This window comes from Kitasatospora sp. NPDC057015, assembly GCF_042673745.1.
In the GTDB taxonomy this organism is placed as follows: domain Bacteria; phylum Actinomycetota; class Actinomycetes; order Streptomycetales; family Streptomycetaceae; genus Kitasatospora.
Genome location: NZ_JBHUSG010000052.1, coordinates 1 through 17053 on the forward strand (window position 1 = coordinate 1; position 17053 = coordinate 17053).

The following is a 17053-nucleotide window of genomic DNA, read 5'->3' on the forward strand; positions in this document are numbered from 1 at the left end:
CGTTCGGTCGAGGACGAGGCGCACCGCCGCGGGTACGTGGTCCTCGTCGGCAGCACCAACGACGAGCCGCGCCGGGAGCGCGAGGTCATCGCCGCCTTCACCGCCCGGCAGGTGGACGGCCTGATCATCGTCCCCACCATCGGCGGCCACGGATTCCTCAAACCCCCGATGGAGGCCGGCACCCGGGTGGTCTGCGTGGACCGTCCGGCCAGGGACCTCGACGTGGACACCGTCACCGTCGACAACCGGGACGGCGCGCGGGGTGCCGTCGCCCACCTGCTGGGCCACGGCCACGCCCGGATCGCCTACCTCGGCGACCGCTACGAGATCTGGACCCAGAGCGAGCGCTACGCTGGCTACCTGGACGCCCTCACCGTCCACGGCCTCTCCGTCGACCCCGACCTCGTCCGGCACGGGCTGCGCTCCCACGGCGACGCGCAGGGCGCCTTGGCCGACCTGCGCGCCCTGGCCGATCCGCCGACCGCCCTGTTCAGCAGCAACGACGTCATCACCCTCGGCGTGCTGGACGGCCTGGACCACCCCACCCCGATGTCCATCGTCGGATTCGACGACCTGCCGCTCGCCAAACAACTCGACCCGCCGCTGACCGTCGTCAGCCAGGACCCGGTCGCGGTCGGGAGCACCGCGGCCAATCTGCTGTTCTCCCGCATAGACGGCGACCGTTCCGCCCCGCGGAAGGTCATCCTGCTCACCCGCTTCATCGGACGAAGATCGGGTGAACCGCCCGCGCGACGAGCCTCCGTCGGGGCGCCGGCCTCACCGCAGGGGCCGGGCTGAGCCCGGGGACCCGTCGGATCGGACCCGCCCGAACGAGTACCCGCCGTCAGGAGGTCCAGTTGCGGGAGCACAGGACCAGCCGGTAGCCGTCCGGGTCGGCGACGGTGACGCCGAACTCCTCCCAGTAGGGGTTGTGGGCGGTCACCCGGGTGCCGCCCGAGGCGGTCAGGCGCTCGACCAGTTCCCGGTCCACCGGACGGCCGAGGTAGACCACGAACAGGTCGTCGACCGTCGGCGAGGGCTCGATCGGATGGTCCGGGTCGCGGGTCAGTTCGAAGTGCCAGCCGCCGCCCGCCGGGCCGACCATCAGCAGGTCGTGCTCGCCCGGCACCCGCTCGGTGGTGCGCCACAGCACCGCGAGCCCCAGCCCGTCGACGTAGAAGCGTTCGGCAGCCGCGAGGTCGCGGGAGGGACGGGCGATCCGGACCTGCACAGTGGAATCGATCACGGTCGCGAGAGTACCCGGCCGGAGGGACGGCCGGCTCCGGTGGTCGGGAGAGCAGCGACGCCCGGCCCCCGTTGCTCCGGGTGAGCGCTGCCGAACGGCCCCCGGTGGCTGCGTGCGGGAAACTGGGACCGGGCTCAGCGGGCCGGCGGCTTCTCGGGAGGTGGCGCGGGTGACCGACGGTATCGGTCGGCGTCTGCGGCGTGCCCGCGTCTGGCGGCACCGGTGGACGCCGGTCGTGGCGATGACGGCGGTGCCGACCCTGCTGCTGGTGGCGGACGAGCTGACCGGGCCCGGTATCCGGTTCGGTCCGCTGATGGTGTCCGCGCCGCCGCTCTCCGCGGCGTTCTGCGGCCCGGCCGGGGTGCTGGTGGTGATCCTCGTGATGTTCCCCTGCGTGATCCTGTCCGCGCGCGCCAACGGTCAGCTGGGGTCGCCGAACTTTCCCGTCCAGCTCAGCACCATCCTGCTGATCAGCATCGCCGCGCTCGTCGCCAGCGCCGTCCGGCGGCGGCGCGAACGGCAGCTGGCGCGGTCCCGGTCGGCCGTCGAGGTGCTGCAGCGCACCCTGCTGCGCCCGTTGCCGGAGCGGGTCGGCCCGCTGACCCTGGCCTGCCTCTACCTGACGGCGGACGAGGAGTCCTCGGTCGGCGGCGACCTCTACGCGGCCACCTCGGCCCGGGGGCGGGTGCGCATCGTGCTGGGGGACGCCCAGGGCAAGGGTCTGACGGCGCTGGAGACGGCGGGCGAGGTGCTGGGGGCCTTCCGCCGGGCCGCCAGGTACCACACGAGCCTGGCGGGCCTGGTCGCCGAGGTGGAGGAGAGCCTCCGGCTGGACTCGCAGGAGGCCGCGGCGGCCCGGGGGGCGGACTCCGACGCCGCGGACCGCTCCGTCGCCGCGGACGACTTCGACGACGCCGACTTCGTGACCGCCGTGTTCCTGGGCGTGCCGGTGGACGACGGCAGCCGGATCGAGGTGGCCAACCTCGGTCACCCGCCGCCGCTCCTGCTGCACGCGGGGGCCGTCGGCGCCCTGGAGCCCAGCAGCGCCACCCCGCCGCTCGGCCTGGGCGATCTGACCGGGGCGCGTCCACCGATCGACGTCTTCGAGTTCCCCCGGGGGTCCACCCTGCTGCTCTACACCGACGGCGTGGTCGAGGCGCGCAACCGGGACGGTGACTTCTACCCCCTGGCCGAGCGGCTGGGCCGCTGGACCTCGCTGCCGCCCGCGGAACTCCTGGACGCCGTCCACACCGACCTGCGGGCGCACGTCGGGGCGCGCCTGGGCGACGACGTCGCGATGGTCGCGATCCGGCACGCCGAGCCCGCGCGGGACCTCCGCCACCCGGCGCCCGGGCCGGCCGCGGAGGAACCGGCCGTGGACGGGAGCGGTGCCTGAGCACGGATCCCCGCCCGGCCACGGGCCCGATCGGCCCCGGCCCCGCCCGGCCACGGCCCCGCTCGGCCCCGGCCTCAGGTCCCGCTCGCGGGGGTGACCGTACGGCGCAGTTCGCGCTTCAGCACCTTCATGCTCGGGCCGAGCGGGAGGCTCTCGGCGATCTCCACCTGGCGGGGGTACTTGTGCCGGCCGAGCCGCTCGGCGGCCCAGGAAATGATCGCGGCCGGGTCCGGCGGTGCGGCCGGGTCGGCGGGCACCACGACGGCGCAGACCTCCTCGCCGTGCACGGGGTGCGGCAGGCCGATCACGGCCACCTGCCCGACGGCGGGGTGGCGCATCAGCACGTCCTCCACCTCGCTCGGGTAGACGTTGAAGCCGCCGCGGATGACCACGTCCTTGGTGCGGTCGACGACGGTGAGGAAGCCCTCGGCGTCCCGGGTGCCGAGGTCGCCGGTGCGCAGCCAGCCGTCCACCACGGTCGCGGCGCTCTCCTCGGGCAGGCCGTGGTAGCCGGCGAAGACGTTGTGGCCGCGGATGACGATCTCGCCGAGTTCGCCGTCCGGCAGGAAGGCGAGCGGGGTGCTGTCGGGGGCGGCGATCTCCACCTCGACGCCCCAGACCCGGTGGCCGACCGTGCCGGCCCGGCGGCCGAACCAGGGCTGGTTCACGGCCGCGGTGGGGGAGGTCTCGGAGAGGCCGTAGCCCTCGAAGACCGGGGCGCCCAGGTGCTTCTCGACCGCTTCGAGGACGGCGAGCGGCAGGGCGGCGCCGCCCGAGACGCACATCCGCAGGGCGAGCGGGCCGGGCCGGTGCCGGGCGGCGGACTCGGTCAGGGCGAGGAACATCGTCGGCACGCCGTGGAAGACGGTCGCGCGGTGTTCGACCATCAGCTCCAGCGCCCGTTCGGGGCGGAAGCGGCCCATCAGCACGAGGGTCGCGCCGACCCGGAAGGTGGCGTTCATCGCGACCGTCTGCCCGTACGCGTGGAACAGCGGCAGGCAGCCGAGCACCACGTCGTCCGCGGTGACGTCGTTGGCGTCGAAGGCGTTGACGACGGCGTTCATCACCAGGTTGAGCTGGGTGAGCACGGCGCCCTTCGACCGTCCGGTGGTGCCGCTGGTGTAGAGGATCACCGCCGGATCCCCGGGCTGCCGGGTGGCGTACGTGGTGAGCGGTACCGCGGCTGCGGCCGCGTCCTCCAGGCGGGGCAGCACGCCGCCCCACGCCGGGTCGGGGTGCGGGACGTCCTCCCGGGCGATCGGCGGGCCGCTGCGGGCCTCGTCGGCGGGGACGCCGACGCTGACGGCCGGGACGCTGGACAGCCAGGCCGCCTCGGCGCCGGCCCCGGCGAGCGAGCGGTCGACGACCAGCAGCCGGGCGCCGCTGTCCTTGAGCACGTACGCCACCTCGGCCGGGGTGAGCAGCAGGTGGACGGGCACCACGACCGCGCCGGCGGCGAGGATCGCGTAGTACGCCCGGGGGAAGTCGACGGTGTTGGGCACCATCAGCGCCACCCGGTCGCCCGGGCCGACGCCGAGCTCGCGCAGGCCCGCGCCGCGGGCGAGCGCGCCGGCCCAGAGCGCGGCGTAGGTCTCGTGGAGCGGGCCGTCGACGACGGCCGTGCGGTCTGGGTACCTGCGGGCGGCCTCGGCGAGGACGCAGGCGAGGGACAGGGTCACGGAAGGCCCTTTCGGGGGAGTCGTGGTCAGGGGTTGCGGCGGTACGGGGGAGGGCTCGGGAGCCGGGCGGGCCGGCCGGGTGCGGGGCCCGACCCGGCCGGCCGGGTCGGGAGCCGGTCAGCCCTTCGGCAGCGGGTAGCCGCGGCCGGCGGCGACCTCGTGGGCGGGTTCGACGACCGCGAGTCCGCCGGTGGCCTCCTTGGAGGGCCGCAGCACGAAGGAGGCGTAGGTGGAGGGCTTCGCGGCGTCGGTGAAGTCGAAGGCCACGTCGAGGATGTTCAGGGCCTTCTGACCGCGGTGCGCGGCGGCGATGCCCTCGCGGGTCAGCTTCTTCGTGGTGCAGGCGTCGCTCAGAGCCTCGGCGGCGACCTGCGCGGCGACCCAGCCGCTGACCACGCCGCTGTCGACCGGCGCGCCGGGGTACCGGGCCTGGTAGTCCAGCACGAGTTGGCGCATCCGGGAGGTCTCGGCGCTGGCCGCCGGGTAGCCGCTGGTCAGGTAGAGCAGCTTCTCCAGCGCGGGGGCGGCGGCGCTGTCGAGCAGTTGCGGGGCGAAGCCGGGGGCGCTGGAGAGGACCGGCACCAGCAGGCCTTGCGCGGCGGCGAGGCCGACCAGGGAGGCGGTCTGCTTGGGTCCGGCGCTGATCAGGACGGCCTTGACGCCGGCCTGCCGGAGCGCGGTGACCTGGGCGCCGAGGTCGGTGTCGGTGGCCTTGATCTTCTGGCCGACGATCCGGTAGCCGTGCTGCGCGGCCGCGTACTCGGCCCCGGCGAGGGCGTTCTCGCCGTACTCGCCCTCGAAGTAGACGTGCCCGATCCGGTCGCCGGAGGCGAGGGCGGCCTTGCGGGAGAGGAAGTCGATGCCGTTGACCATGTCGATGTCGTACGTCGGGCCGACCACCTGGACGTACTCCTGGCCCAGCAGGGTGGACGACCAGCCGAGCGGCAGGGTGAGGATCCTGCGGTCCGCGATGTCCTGCTTGAGGGCGGCGACGACGGGGGAGCCGATCACCTGGGTCAGCATCGCGGACCCGGGCTCGATCTCGGCGAAGGCGGCGACGGCCTTCTGCACGTCGTAGCCGTGGTCCTTGACCTTGATCTCGACCGTACGGCCGCAGATCCCGCCGGCCTTGTTGGTCTGCTCGGCCCACAGCTGCTGGGCGTTGACGATGCTCTTGCCGAGGGAGGCGTAGACACCGGTGAGGTCGGTGAGGGCGCCGAGCGTGATGGTGCTGTCGGTCACCCCCGGCCCCATCGCCACGCCGCCCCTGCCGATCCGCTCCGCGGAGGTGTCGGCCTTGGTGCTGCAGGCGGTGGCGGCGAGCAGCAGGACGGTCGCCGCGGCGGCGGATCTGACGAGTCGGTTGCGCTTCACGAGGTCGGCTCCTTGCCGTTCGAGGGCTGGGTGGCAGGGCTGGGCGCGCCGGTACGGGCGGGCGCCGGCGGCGCGGTGGAGTTCGGGCGCCGGCGGCGGGCGAGGCCGGCCAGCCCGCCGGGTGCGAAGGCGAGGATCAGGACGATCGCCGCGCCGTACAGGTAGCGGGCGGCCTCGCCGGGGGTGGCGCCGAAGCCGTCCGAGCCGGTCGGCGCGAGCAGCGGCAGCCGGTCCGCGTACGTGCTGAGCACCTGCGGCAGCAGGGAGACCAGCACGGCCGCGGCGGCGGCGCCGCCCACCGAGCCCAGGCCGCCGATGACGATCATCGCGAGGTAGTCGACGGACAGCGCCAGCCCGAAGTGGTCCGGGACGACGCGCCTGAAGACCAGGGCGGTCAGCGCCCCGGCGGCGCCCGCGTACAGGCAGGACACGACGAAGGCCGCGCAGCGGTAGCGGGCCACCGGCACTCCCGTCACGGCGGCTGCCGTCTCGCTGTCCCGGATGGCGGCCAGGGCCCGCCCCGGGCGGCCCTGCCGCAGGCCGTGCGCGGTGAACAGGCCGACGGCGACCAGGGCGAGGCCGAGGTACCAGAGCCGCTCGACGCCGCCGAACGGGACGCCGAGCACCGTCAGCCCGTGCGGGGAGGAGTCGCTGAAGGAGAAGCCGAGGACCTCCATCGGCGGCACCGCGCGTCCGTTGAAGCCGCCGGTCACCGCGGGCGCGTTCAGCATCGCGTGCTGGCCGAGGAAGACCAGGGCGATGGTCGCCACCCCGAGGTACATGCCCCGCAGGCGGCCGGCGATCGGACTGAACAGGCCGCCCGCGGCGCCGGCCAGCGCGATCGCGAGGACGAAGGCGGCCACCGGTGGCAGTCCCAGCCCGGACACCCGCCCGGCGCCGCCGCCGGCGGGCTCACCGGCGAACCAGGCGTAGCCGTACGCGCCGACGGCGAGGAAGAAGGCGTGGCCGAGCGAGAGCTGCCCGGCGGTGCCGGTGAGCAGGTTGAGGCCGATCGCGCCCAGTACGGCGGCCATCGCGAACAGCCCGCTCTGCAGCCAGAAGCCGTCGGCGTGGAGCGGCAGCAGGGCCAGCAGCACGGCGCCGGCGGCCCAGCCGGTCCGTCGTGGTGACAGCAGGTCAGACACGCGAGGTCTCCTTCGAGCCGAGGAGTCCGGCGGGCCGCACCAGCAGCACCACGATCATCACCAGGTACGGGGCGATCCCGGGCAGGCCCTCGCCCAGCGCGCCGAGGCTGTCCTGGTAGCCGGTGGCGAGGGCGCCCGCCAGGCCGATCGCGACGCTGCCGGCCAGCGCGCCGAGCACCGAGTCCATCCCGCCGAGGATCGCCGCGGGGAAGGCGGCGAGGGCGAGTTGGCCGGTGGAGCGGTCCAGCCCCGGCGCGGGGAAGGCCGCCAGGAACACCGCGGCCACCGCCGCCAGCGCCCCGGCCGCGCACCAGGCGGTGAGCCGCACCCGGCCGAGCCGCACCCCCATCAGCGCGGCGGCCTCCTGGTCGGCGGAGGCGGCCCGCATCGCCAGTCCCCAGCGCGACCAGCGGAAGGCCGCGAAGAACGCCGCGATCAGCAGCGCGGACACCGCGACGCCCGCCAGCCGGGACTGCGCCACCGACACCCCGCCGAGCCGGACGACCGCCGTGCCCCAGGGGTCGCCGGTGGCGAGGTAGTCGGCGCCGATGCCACGGGCCAGCGCCGTCACCAGCACCAGGTCGACGCCGATGGTCAGGATGGTGGCGACGTGCACCCCGGCGCCGCGCACCCCCCGCGCGGCCGTCAGGTACAGCAGCCCGCCGGCGCCGGCGGCGACCGCCGCGCCCAGCAGCGCGGCGAGCGGGAAGCCCAGCGCGCCGTGGCTCGCCGCTGTGGTCCAGCCGCCGAGCAGCAGCACGGAGCCGTGCGCGAAGTTCATCACCCCGGAGGCCTTGAAGACGAGGACGAAGCCCAGCGCGATCAGGGCGTAGACCGATCCGAGGGCGACACCGTTCAGTACGGTCTCGGCAAGGGTGGTCATGCGGGTTCCTCCGGTCCGAGGTAGGCGCGGATCACCGCGCGGTCCTGCTGGACGGCCTGCGGGGGGCCGTCCGCGATCCGCCGGCCGAAGTCCAGGACGGTCACGGTGTCGGCGAGCCGCATGACCATCCCCATGTCGTGCTCGACCAGCAGGACGGAGATGCCGAGGTCGTCCCGGACGGCCGCGACGGTGGCCGCCATGGCGAGCCGCTCGGTCGGGTTCATCCCGGCGACCGGCTCGTCGAGCAGCAGCAGCCGCGGTTCGGTGCACAGCGCCCGGGCGATCTCCACCCGCTTGCGCACGCCGTACGGCAGCGAGCCGACCGGCCGGTCGACGTACGGCGCCAGCCCGAGGAACCCGGCGATCTCGGCCACCCGCGCCCGGTGCCGCCGCTGCTCGCGGACGGCTGCGGGCAGCCGCAGCGCGGTCGAGGTGAAGCCGGCCCGGGTGAGCCGGTGCCGGCCGAGCATCAGGTTGTCGGCGACGCTGCCCTCGGTGAGCACGATGTTCTGGAAGGTCCGGGCGACGCCCAGACCGGTGATCCGGTGCGGCGCCAGCCGGGTGAGGTCGCGGCCGGCGTACTCGGCGCTGCCGGACGCGGCCCGGTAGACCCCGGACAGCACGTTGAAGCAGGTCGACTTGCCGGCGCCGTTCGGGCCGATCAGCGCGTGGACGGTGCCCGGCTCCACGGTGAACGAGACGGCGTCCAGGGCGGTCAGGCCGGCGAACCGTACGGTGACGTCCCGGACGGTGAGGCGGGGGACCGGCGCGCTCAACCCGTCCACCTGCTCAGCGCGGGGCGGGCCGCCGGCCCGGTGCCGACCTCGCCCGGGTCGAGGGCATCGGCCGCGGCCTCGGCGGAGCCGAGGTAGAGCCGCCGCACCTCCTCGCCGGCGGCGAGCTCGGCGGCCGGGCCCTCCAGCCGCACCCGGCCGTTCTCCAGCACCGAGGCGCGGTCCGCGACGGCGAGCGCCATGGCGGCGTTCTGCTCCACCAGCAGCACCGAGGTGCCCTGCCGGTTGATCTCCCGGACGATGGAGCCGATCTGACGGACCATCCGGGGTGCCAGGCCGAGGGAGGGCTCGTCCAGCAGCAGCACGCCCGGGCCGGCCATCAGGGCCCGCCCGATGGCGAGCATCTGCTGCTCGCCGCCGGACATCAGCCCGGCCCGCTGGCGGCGCCGCTCGGCCAGCACCGGCAGCAGCTCGAAGACCCGCTCGTAGGCCTGCCGGCGGGCGGCTGCGCCCAGGCGGCCCCGGCCGAGCCCGCCGGCGCGCAGGTTCTCCTCCACGGTGAGGCCGGCGAACACCCGGCGGCCCTCGGGCACCTGGACGACCCCGGCCCGCACCGCCAGGGCCGGGTCACCGGTCAGCGCCCGCCCGCCGAGCCTTATGGTGCCGCGCACCACCGCGCCGCCCCGCAGGCCGAGGGTGCCGGAGACGGCGCGCAGCAGGGTGCTCTTGCCGGCCCCGTTGGAGCCGAGCAGGGCCACGATCCGGCCGGCCGGGACCTCCAGGGAAACGCCGCGCAGCGCTTCGACGGCGCGCCCGTAGACGACGTGCAGGTCCTCGATGCCGAGCGCGGCGGGCGGCTGGGGTGGGCTCATGGTGCTCCTTGGATCCGAGCGGGCGGGCAGCGGCCGCGGCCGTTCGGGAGGGTGGGAGGCGCCGGGGCGGCAGGTGTCCGCCCGGCTTGCGGACGATCGGCAGAACACCACGGCGGCGCGGCCGGAGCCACGGCGCAGCCGGGATGGGTTGCGGCCGCACAGCGCCGGGCGGGCCCGGTTGTGACGCCGACCAGAGATGGCCCCGGTGCTGTCACGGGGGTGTGCCGGTGCGGGAGAGTGCCGGGCGGGGAGCGCGGGCGCCGGCCGTCGTGTGGGCGGCCGGCGCGTGGCGACGCCGCCCCCGGCGGCCCGGGTCGCGCGCCGGGTCGGCCGGTGCGGTCAGCCGGTGCGGTCAGGCAGGGCGGTCAGGCGGCGCGGAGCCGGTGCGAGTCCAGGGCGAGGGAGAGCTCGACCACGTCCCGCGGGTGGTGCAGGTCGCGACCGGTCAGCTGCTCGTAGCGGCGCAGCCGGTTGAGGACGGTGTTGCGGTGGCAGTACAGGCGGGCGCCCGCCTGCTGGGCGGAGCCCGCGCAGTCGAGCCAGGCCACCAGCGTGGTCAGCATGGACTCGCGCTCAGGGTGGTCGAGTTCGAGGACGGGGCCGAGGGCGCGGGCCACCAGGGCCGCGCCGAGGTCGGGGAGGGAGACGACGAGGGCGGCGGGCAGCCGCTCGTGCAGGACGGCGACGTCGCCGTCACCGGTGCAGGTGCGCAGGGCGATGTCGGCGGCGCGCCGGGCGGCGCCGAGTTCGGCGAGTTCCCCGACCACCGGCCCGATGCCCACCCGGTAGGCCCGCTGCCGGCCCAGGTGCGCCGCGACCGCCGGTGGTTCGACGCCGTCGGCGAGCAGGACGAGCGCGTACTCGCGCTCCGCGCCGACGTGCCGCAGGATCCGCAGGCCCGCCGGCGGCTCGGCGGGCGGCTCGGCCGGCCGCGGCCGGTGCCGGGGGCCGTCCGGGGCGGCCAGCGCGGCGACCAGGTACCGGCCGCGCCCGGGCAGGTCGAGGGCGGCGGCGACGGTCGCGAGGTCGGCGATCCGGGTGGTGCCGTCCAGCAGCGACCGCAGCATGGCCCGGGCGCGTTCGCGGTGCTCGCGGGCGCTCTGGCTCTCGACGGCCCGGTAGGCCTCGGCGATCAGGCCGGAGTGCTCGTCGACGAAGCTCCAGATGCCGGCGGCGCTGTGCACCAGCAGGTGGGCGTGCTCGGGCTCGCGCCGGGTGGCGGTCTCGACCAGGCGCCGCCAGACCAGCCCGCCGCCGAGCCGGAAGGCGTGCAGCAGTGCGTCCAGGGGGAGTTCGTGCTGGGCGCGGCCGGCGCCGATCCGCCAGGAGCACCGTCTGGCGCTCTCCCAGGTGCCGGCCGGGTCCATCAGGGTGCGGACCGAGCTCTCCAGCGAGGTCCGCACCTCCAGGTACAGCTCCTCGGTGCCGCCGCCGGCGGGCCGGTAGGCGGGCTCCCGTTCGGTGATCAGCGCGGCCAGTTCCCGGGCGAGGCCGTCGAGTTCGTCGAGCAGGCAGTGGGCCGTGCGGCGCAGCAGCCGTTCGGCCTCGGTGTCGGCCCGGCTCCGGACGGGGCGCCGGGCGGGCGGGTGCTCCGGCAGGCCGGCGGGCCGGCGGGCGGGTGCGTGGTCGGTGGTCGGGGCGGTGGCGGGCGGAGCCGGGGCCGGTGGTCGCACGGGCGCTCCCTCGTCTGGCACAACTAGCACCGGTAGTTAATGGCATGCCGGGCGCCCGCACAAGGACGCCCCCGCCCCCGGCCGTCGAATCGTGACGTACGCACCCGGCGGGGCGCGCCGGAAGGTCGTGCCGTCATCCGACCGAGGCGGCGACGGTGTCGAGGACTGGTGACGATCGGCTGCGGACGGCCCCACCCCGCCGGTAGGTTCGACTTCGGCGGTTCCGGTCCGCGGTGGTCGACTCCGGGGGAGACATGACGAGCTACTCGATCTCGGTCCGGCTGCAGCGCACGACGGTGGAGGAGGCCTACGTCTCCGTCCCCGTCACCGACGCGGTGATGCAGGAGGAGCCGGCCGAGGACGGGTCGCACCGCCTCGACACGCAGGCGCTCTTCGCCGCCGCCGTCGAACTCGGCCGCGGAGCGGACTGGTTGCCGGAGGGCCGGCAGGTCGAGGTGCATCCGGTCCAGAAGGCGCCCGACCGCGTACTGCCGCGACTCCACGCCGAGGGGTGACGCGTTGCGGCCGGGAGGACGGCCCGGACGGCTTCGGTCAACCGGCGGCCGGGGCCGGGCCCTCAGCGGTGCCGGTGTCGGCGGGAGCTGACTCCCCGGCCGGCTCCGCCGGCTCCCCTGCCGCGGGATCCGCCGCCCCTGCCGCGGGATCCGGCTCCCGGGTGGTGATCGGCAGCAGCACCCGGAAGCGGGTGTCGCCCGGCACCGACCGGACCCGGAGGTCCCCGTGGTGCCGGTTGACGACGATCCGCCAGGAGATGTCCAGGCCGAGACCCGTCCCCTCACCCACCGGCTTGGTGGTGAAGAACGGCTCGAAGATCCGGTCGCGGATGTCGTCGGGCACGCCCGGCCCGGTGTCGCCGAACTCCACCAGCACGTTGTCGTGGTCGACCGCGGTGCGCACGGTGAGCCGCCCCGAACCCGCCATCGCGGACAGCGCGTTGTCGATCAGGTTCGTCCACACCTGGTTCAGCTCCCCCGGGTAGGCGGGCACCGGGGGCAGCGACCGGTCGTACTCGCGGACCACGCTCACCTCCGCCGGGATCTTGCCCGAGAGCATCAGCAGCGTGCTGTCCAGCAGTTCGTGGACGTCGACGACCCGGTGCGGGGCCCGGTCGAGCTGCGAGTACTGCTTCGCCGCGCCCACCAGGTCCGAGATCCTGGTCGTGGAGTCCTCGACCTCGTTCATCAGCAGCTCGGTCTCCACCGTGTAGTGCAGCCACCGCAGCGCGCCCTCCAGGCTCGGCGCGCCGACCGTGTCCTCGACCCGGCGCAGCCAGTCGAGGTCCAGACCGGCCTGGACGAAGGCCGGTCCGAGCTGCCACCCGTCCGCGATGCCCTTCTCGTCCAGCCAGTCCTCCACCGCGTCCTCGCGGTCGGCCGCCTCCAGCGGGCCGAGCGAGACGGCCTTGACGGCCGCGACCTGCTCGACGGCGGCGTCCTGCAGCGTGATCAGCGCGTCCAGACCCTCCTGCGGGTGCAGGCCGCCGGCGATCTTGCCCAGCTTGTGCCGCATGCCGGCGACCCGCTCCCGCAGGGCTGCGGTGGCCCGCAGCGCGGCGGCGGCCGGATTGTTCAGCTCGTGGGTCAGGCCGGCGGACAGCGATCCCAGCGCGAGCAGTCGCTCCCGCTGGCCGATCGCCTCCTTGGCCACCTGCGATCCGAGGAACAGCCCCTCCAGCAGGTGCACCGCCATCGGGAACCAGTCGCTCATCAACCCCGCGAAGGAGTCCGCCGAGAGCACGAAGAACCGCGACGGCTCGACGGCCCGCAGCGAGCTGTTGTACACCTGCGGCACCCGGTCGCCCAGGTAGGCCTGGAACGCGCCGCTGTAGACGCCGCGCTGCGAGGTCCGGTTCACCTCGACGTCGTCGACGCCCACCCGTCGGGAGAGCACGATCGTGCCGTCGAGCAGTACGAAGAAGCAGGTCGCCGGGTCGCCCTCGGCGTACACCGGCCCGGCGTCCCAGCTCTCCACCCGGCCCTCGCGGCACAGCCAGGCCAGCTGCTCGGGGCTCAGCCGCTCGAACAGGAAGAGCGTGCGGAGCTCGTCCGGACTGCAGAGGGACACCGATCGGGTCACGCCGTCACAGCCTCTCCAGGTAGCGGTGCACCAGCATCACGGCCATCGCCCCCTCGCCGACCGCCGAGGCGACCCGCTTGGCCGACTCCGACCGCGCGTCGCCGGCCACGAACACCCCGGGGACGCTGGTCTCCAGGTGGTAGGGGACGCGCTCCAGCGGCCAGCCCTTCGGCAGCGCGCCGCCCGGCGCGAGGTCAGGACCGGCGAGGACGAAACCGGCGTCGTCCCGGACCACCACCCCCTCCAGCCAATCCGTCAGGGGAGCCGCGCCGATGAAGACGAACAGCCACTGGGCGTCGACCTGCTCGGTGGCGCCGGTGGCCGTGTCCCGCAGGGTGAGCCGCTCCAGGTGGTCGCTCCCGTGGGCCCGCGCCACCTCGGTGCCGCTGCGGACGGTGACCGACGGCAGCTCCGCGATCTGCTGGACGAGGTAGTACGACATCGACCGGGTCAGGTCGGCGGCGCGCACCAGGATCGTCACCGAGCGGGCGCCCCTGGCGAGGAACACCGCGGCCTGACCCGCCGAGTTGGCGCCGCCGACGATGTACACGTCCTTGCCCGCGCAGCCCGCCGCCTCGGTCAGCGCCGCGCCGTAGTAGACGCCCCGCCCGGTGAGCTCCGCCACCCCGGGCGCCTCCAGCTGCCGGTAGGACACACCGGTCGCCAGGATCACCGTGTGCGCGGCGATCGCCGAGCCGTCCGCGAACCGGACCGTCCGGGCCGGGCCGTCGACCTCCAGGCCGACGACCTCGCGCGCGGTCAGCATCTCGGCGCCGAACCGGGCGGCCTGACGGCGGGCCCGCTCGGTCAGCTGCGCCCCGGAGACGCCGTCGGGGAAGCCCAGGTAGTTCTCGATCCGCGAGCTCTGGCCGGCCTGGCCGCCGGTCGCGGTGCGTTCCACGAGCACGGTCCGCAGGCCTTCGGAGGCGCCGTAGACGGCCGCCCCCAGCCCGGCGGGCCCGCCGCCGATCACGATCAGGTCGTAGAACTCGGCGGAGGGCGCCGTGGCCAGCCCGACCCGTCCGGCCAGCTCCCGCGGGTCCGGCTCGACCAGGACCTGGCCGTCCGGTGTGATCACCAGCGGCAGCCGCCGCCCGTCCTCGCCGGCGGCGGCCAGCAGCCGCTCGCCCTCCGGTTCGTCCGACGGGTACCACCGGTACGGCACCTGGTTGCGGGCGAGGAACTCGCGGACCTCGGAGGAGTGCGCGGACCAGCGGTGGCCCACCACCTTGGTCTCCGGCACGGGCCGGTGGTCCGAGGCCAGCCAGCTGTCCAGCAGGTCGTCGACCACCGGGTAGAGCTTCTCCTCCGGCGGGTCCCACGGCTTGAGCAGGTAGTGGTCGAGGTCCACCAGGTTGATGGCGTCGATCGCCGCCCCGGTGTCGGCGTAGGCGGTGAGCAGCACCCGGCGGGCGCCGGGGAACACGTCCATCGCCCGCTCCAGGAACTCGATGCCGTTCATCTGCGGCATCCGGTAGTCGGCGACGATCACCGCGACCAGGTCGCCGCGCAGCTTCATCTCGTGCAGCGCGTCGAGGGCGGACTGCGCCGTCTCGGCCCGGACGACCCGGTGCGAGCCCCCGTAGCGGCGCCGCAGGTCCCGGGCGACGGCCCGTGAGACGCCGGGGTCGTCGTCGACGGTGAGGATCACGGTCCTCGGTGCCTCGCCGCTCTCGGCCATCGCTGTCCCCTGCCTGTCGCCGGCCCGTGCCCCGGTGCGGGCTCCTGCCTGTCGCCGACCCCTGCGCGTCGCAGTCCCGCCGGTCACGGACCACCGCGCACCCGGCGGCGGCCGGCCGGGACCCGTACCGCCCTCCGCCTCCCCACCGATTCTCTGCCTGCGGACCCCGATGCCGCCTCCCGGGCCGCGCGACCGGATTCGGACGGGGGCGGAGCGGAGCCGCCTCAGCCGACCAGGGCGAGGAGCTCCCCGACGGCGGCGCGGACGGCCTCGTCCTCGGTGAATCCCCGCCAGCCGCCGTTGCAGTGCAGCCGCTCGTCACGGGTCGGCACCTCGCGCAGCAGCCGTGCGGCGGGCCCGGCGGGGGATCCGATCCGGACCAGGTGGCGCAGCGCGGGGAGCATCACGGGCAGGTACGTCCCGTCGGCGAGCCCCTCGACGGCGGTCGTCAGGACGGGGACGGCGACCGCGGTGTCGCCGGTCGCGGCCCACAGGGCGTGCGCCGCCTGGACCCGGGTCCAGGCGTCGGGGTCGGCGGCCAGCGTCCGCAGCCGGTCCGCGTGGCGGGCGGCGAGCGGGCCGAGGTCGGCGAGCATCCGCAGTTCGGGGTGCCGGACGGACTCCCCGGCGACGGCGCCCCCGAGGGCCTCCAGGGCAGGGCCGGGATCGCCGCCGACCTTCCAGCAGGCCCAGGCCGCGAGTTCGGCCTGCGGTCCGCCGTCGTGCGATCGGGCCGCCAGCAGGTCGTGCGCCCCGATCCCCGCCGGCCCGATCCCGGCCAGTGCCTCCGCGGCGGCGGCCCAGGTCCGGTCGTCCGCCAGCAGGCCGAGCAGCTGCGGCACCGCCGCCGCCGCGGCGGGCCCCCACTCGGCGAGCACCTGGCAGAGCCGGTACAGCGTCCGGGCGTCCGTGCGGGTGACGTCGAGCTGCTCGGCGATCGCGGGCAGCAGCAGCCCGGCGTGGTCGGCCAGCGGGCCGAGCACCTCGTCGAGGGCCGGGAGGACGCAGTGGTGCAGGCCGGCGGTGGCGGGGTAGTGGGCGGAGGCCGACGCGAAGCCGGAGCGCGGAGCAGCCAGCAGCTCGACCAGCTCCGGCAGGCAGCGCGGGTCGTTCATCCGGGCCAGGGCCCACACGGCGGCCTCGGCCACCGTCTCCCGACCCCGGGTGGCTCGGGCGGAGTCGTCGCCGAGCAGCGCGGCGACCCGGTCGGCGTGGGCCGCGGCGGCCGGGCCGAGGCAGGCCAGCAGCTCGGCCGCCCGGAACCGGACCTCGGGGGCCGGGTCGTCCAACCGTGCGGCGAGCCGTGGCAGCAGCGCGGCGCCCGGCGAGCGCCAACGCGCCAGCAGGCCGCCCGCCCGGGCCAGGGCGCCGGCCCGCTGCTCGGCGTCGGGGTGGTCGTCCAGCAGGCCGAGCGTGAACGCGGTGAACGGACCGGTGAACAGCGCCGCCGTCCAGTGCTGGACGCCCAGGATCCCGGCCTCCACCGCACTGGTAGCGCGCCACACCTCGACGTCCGGGGCCCGGACGGCCGTCAGCAGCTGGTCGAGGTGGCGGACCGGAAGCCCGGGGTCGGTCGGGGCGAGCGCGTGCACCGCCGCCAGGCGGGTCTGCGCCTGCGCAGAGTGCAGCAGCCCGCGGAGCAGAGCGCGGGCCTCGACGGCGGGTGCGCCGCCGGGCTCCCGCCCGGCCGCGTCGCCGAGCGCGAGGACGAGGTCGAGTCGGGTGGCCGGATCGGTCTCCGCCCGCCAGCACCGGAGGAGCGCCGGCAGTACGCGTTCGCCCGGAGTGCCGCAGGCACCGAGGGCCCGGGCCGCGTCCCGCCGGATCTCCGGCTCGGGATCGGCGAGCAGGGCCAGCACCTGCGGAAGGGTCCGCTCCCAGGCCGGCTGCCAGTCGGGGGCCAGGAACCGCTCCGCGACCCGCCCGGCCTCCGCGGCCAGGCGCCACACCAGCTCCAGCACCATGCGACGGCTCGGGACCGGCACGCTCGGCCCAGCCGCCAGGTGCAGCAGGAACGGCAGCGCGGCCGGCGCGGCCGGGCAGATCCAGCCGCCCTGGTGGTAGAGGTTGTTCAGCAGGTCCGCCGCCGCCTCCTCCGCGTCCTGCGGATCCGGCCCCGCGGATCGGCGCAGCAGGCCGGGCAGCTCCTCGGCCGACCCGTAGTTGTGCCTCAACGACGCCCAGTCGACCGCGTCCAGCCCCACCAGTCCCACCAGTCCCACCCACATGCCGGTGACCCTACTGCCGGGGCCGACCCGCCGGCGACGGGGTTT

At 75.6% G+C, this 17053-nt stretch carries 14 protein-coding genes; 3 read left to right on the forward strand and 11 right to left on the reverse strand.

Features of this window, described 5'->3' with window-relative positions; translation table 11 throughout:
- A partial coding sequence (locus tag ACFTWP_RS34130) for a substrate-binding domain-containing protein (RefSeq protein ID WP_380268886.1) occupies nucleotides 1-798 on the forward strand: 798 nt, incomplete at its 5' end.
- A gap of 46 nt (nucleotides 799-844) precedes the next feature.
- Here the strand turns inward: ACFTWP_RS34130 and ACFTWP_RS34135 are convergent.
- Nucleotides 845-1246, reverse strand: a complete 402-nt coding sequence (locus tag ACFTWP_RS34135; protein WP_380268887.1) for a VOC family protein — start codon at nucleotides 1244-1246, stop codon at nucleotides 845-847.
- Between the two features lie 169 nt (nucleotides 1247-1415).
- Here ACFTWP_RS34135 and ACFTWP_RS34140 point away from each other — a divergent pair, with 169 nt between their 5' ends.
- Nucleotides 1416-2642, forward strand: coding sequence for a PP2C family protein-serine/threonine phosphatase (locus ACFTWP_RS34140; RefSeq protein WP_380268889.1), 1227 nt, complete (start codon nucleotides 1416-1418; stop codon nucleotides 2640-2642).
- Nucleotides 2643-2716: 74 nt separating this feature from the next.
- On the opposite strand, the gene ACFTWP_RS34145 is transcribed toward ACFTWP_RS34140, so the two are convergent.
- The 7 genes from ACFTWP_RS34145 to ACFTWP_RS34175 all read right to left on the reverse strand — a co-directional run bounded on the left by ACFTWP_RS34145 (nucleotide 2717) and on the right by ACFTWP_RS34175 (nucleotide 11002).
- Nucleotides 2717-4321 (reverse strand): long-chain fatty acid--CoA ligase, encoded by a 1605-nt coding sequence (locus tag ACFTWP_RS34145; RefSeq protein WP_380268890.1) that lies wholly within the window; start codon nucleotides 4319-4321, stop codon nucleotides 2717-2719.
- Between the two features lie 117 nt (nucleotides 4322-4438).
- Nucleotides 4439-5695, reverse strand: coding sequence for an ABC transporter substrate-binding protein (locus ACFTWP_RS34150; protein ID WP_380268891.1), 1257 nt, complete (start codon nucleotides 5693-5695; stop codon nucleotides 4439-4441).
- Nucleotides 5692-6840, reverse strand: coding sequence for a branched-chain amino acid ABC transporter permease (locus ACFTWP_RS34155; RefSeq protein ID WP_380268892.1), 1149 nt, complete (start codon nucleotides 6838-6840; stop codon nucleotides 5692-5694). Before ACFTWP_RS34155 ends, ACFTWP_RS34150 begins: the two co-directional genes overlap by 4 nt.
- On the reverse strand, nucleotides 6833-7723 hold the full coding sequence (locus ACFTWP_RS34160; RefSeq protein ID WP_380268893.1) for a branched-chain amino acid ABC transporter permease: 891 nt from the start codon (nucleotides 7721-7723) through the stop codon (nucleotides 6833-6835). Before ACFTWP_RS34160 ends, ACFTWP_RS34155 begins: the two co-directional genes overlap by 8 nt.
- Nucleotides 7720-8508 (reverse strand): ABC transporter ATP-binding protein, encoded by a 789-nt coding sequence (locus tag ACFTWP_RS34165; RefSeq protein WP_380268894.1) that lies wholly within the window; start codon nucleotides 8506-8508, stop codon nucleotides 7720-7722. The genes ACFTWP_RS34160 and ACFTWP_RS34165 overlap by 4 nt, the downstream gene beginning before the upstream one ends.
- Nucleotides 8496-9329: an ABC transporter ATP-binding protein gene (locus tag ACFTWP_RS34170; protein ID WP_380268895.1), complete on the reverse strand. Its 834-nt coding sequence runs from the start codon at nucleotides 9327-9329 to the stop codon at nucleotides 8496-8498. Before ACFTWP_RS34170 ends, ACFTWP_RS34165 begins: the two co-directional genes overlap by 13 nt.
- 365 nt (nucleotides 9330-9694) lie before the next feature.
- Nucleotides 9695-11002 (reverse strand): PucR family transcriptional regulator, encoded by a 1308-nt coding sequence (locus ACFTWP_RS34175; protein WP_380268896.1) that lies wholly within the window; start codon nucleotides 11000-11002, stop codon nucleotides 9695-9697.
- 254 nt (nucleotides 11003-11256) lie between these two features.
- Between ACFTWP_RS34175 and ACFTWP_RS34180 the strand changes: the two genes are divergently transcribed.
- Nucleotides 11257-11517: a hypothetical protein gene (locus ACFTWP_RS34180; RefSeq protein ID WP_380268897.1), complete on the forward strand. Its 261-nt coding sequence runs from the start codon at nucleotides 11257-11259 to the stop codon at nucleotides 11515-11517.
- 37 nt (nucleotides 11518-11554) lie between these two features.
- Here the strand turns inward: ACFTWP_RS34180 and ACFTWP_RS34185 are convergent, their stop codons facing one another.
- The 3 genes from ACFTWP_RS34185 to ACFTWP_RS34195 form a co-directional block, all read right to left on the reverse strand.
- A complete protein-coding gene (locus ACFTWP_RS34185) occupies nucleotides 11555-13099 on the reverse strand; it encodes an ATP-binding protein (protein WP_380268898.1) in 1545 nt (514 codons plus the stop codon).
- Nucleotides 13100-13103: 4 nt separating this feature from the next.
- Nucleotides 13104-14780, reverse strand: coding sequence for an FAD-dependent oxidoreductase (locus ACFTWP_RS34190; protein ID WP_380268899.1), 1677 nt, complete (start codon nucleotides 14778-14780; stop codon nucleotides 13104-13106).
- 224 nt (nucleotides 14781-15004) lie between these two features.
- A complete protein-coding gene (locus ACFTWP_RS34195; protein WP_380268900.1) occupies nucleotides 15005-17008 on the reverse strand; it encodes a HEAT repeat domain-containing protein in 2004 nt (667 codons plus the stop codon).
- Between the last annotated feature and the right edge of the window lie 45 nt (nucleotides 17009-17053).

Coding starts and splice junctions, on each gene's coding strand:
- ACFTWP_RS34195 (WP_380268900.1), bottom strand. CDS start 17,008: ATGTGGGTGGGACTGGTGGGACTGGTGGGGCTGGACGCGGTCGACTGG.
- ACFTWP_RS34190 (WP_380268899.1), bottom strand. CDS start 14,780: ATGGCCGAGAGCGGCGAGGCACCGAGGACCGTGATCCTCACCGTCGAC.
- ACFTWP_RS34180 (WP_380268897.1), top strand. CDS start 11,257: ATGACGAGCTACTCGATCTCGGTCCGGCTGCAGCGCACGACGGTGGAG.
- ACFTWP_RS34160 (WP_380268893.1), bottom strand. CDS start 7,723: ATGACCACCCTTGCCGAGACCGTACTGAACGGTGTCGCCCTCGGATCG.
- ACFTWP_RS34170 (WP_380268895.1), bottom strand. CDS start 9,329: ATGAGCCCACCCCAGCCGCCCGCCGCGCTCGGCATCGAGGACCTGCAC.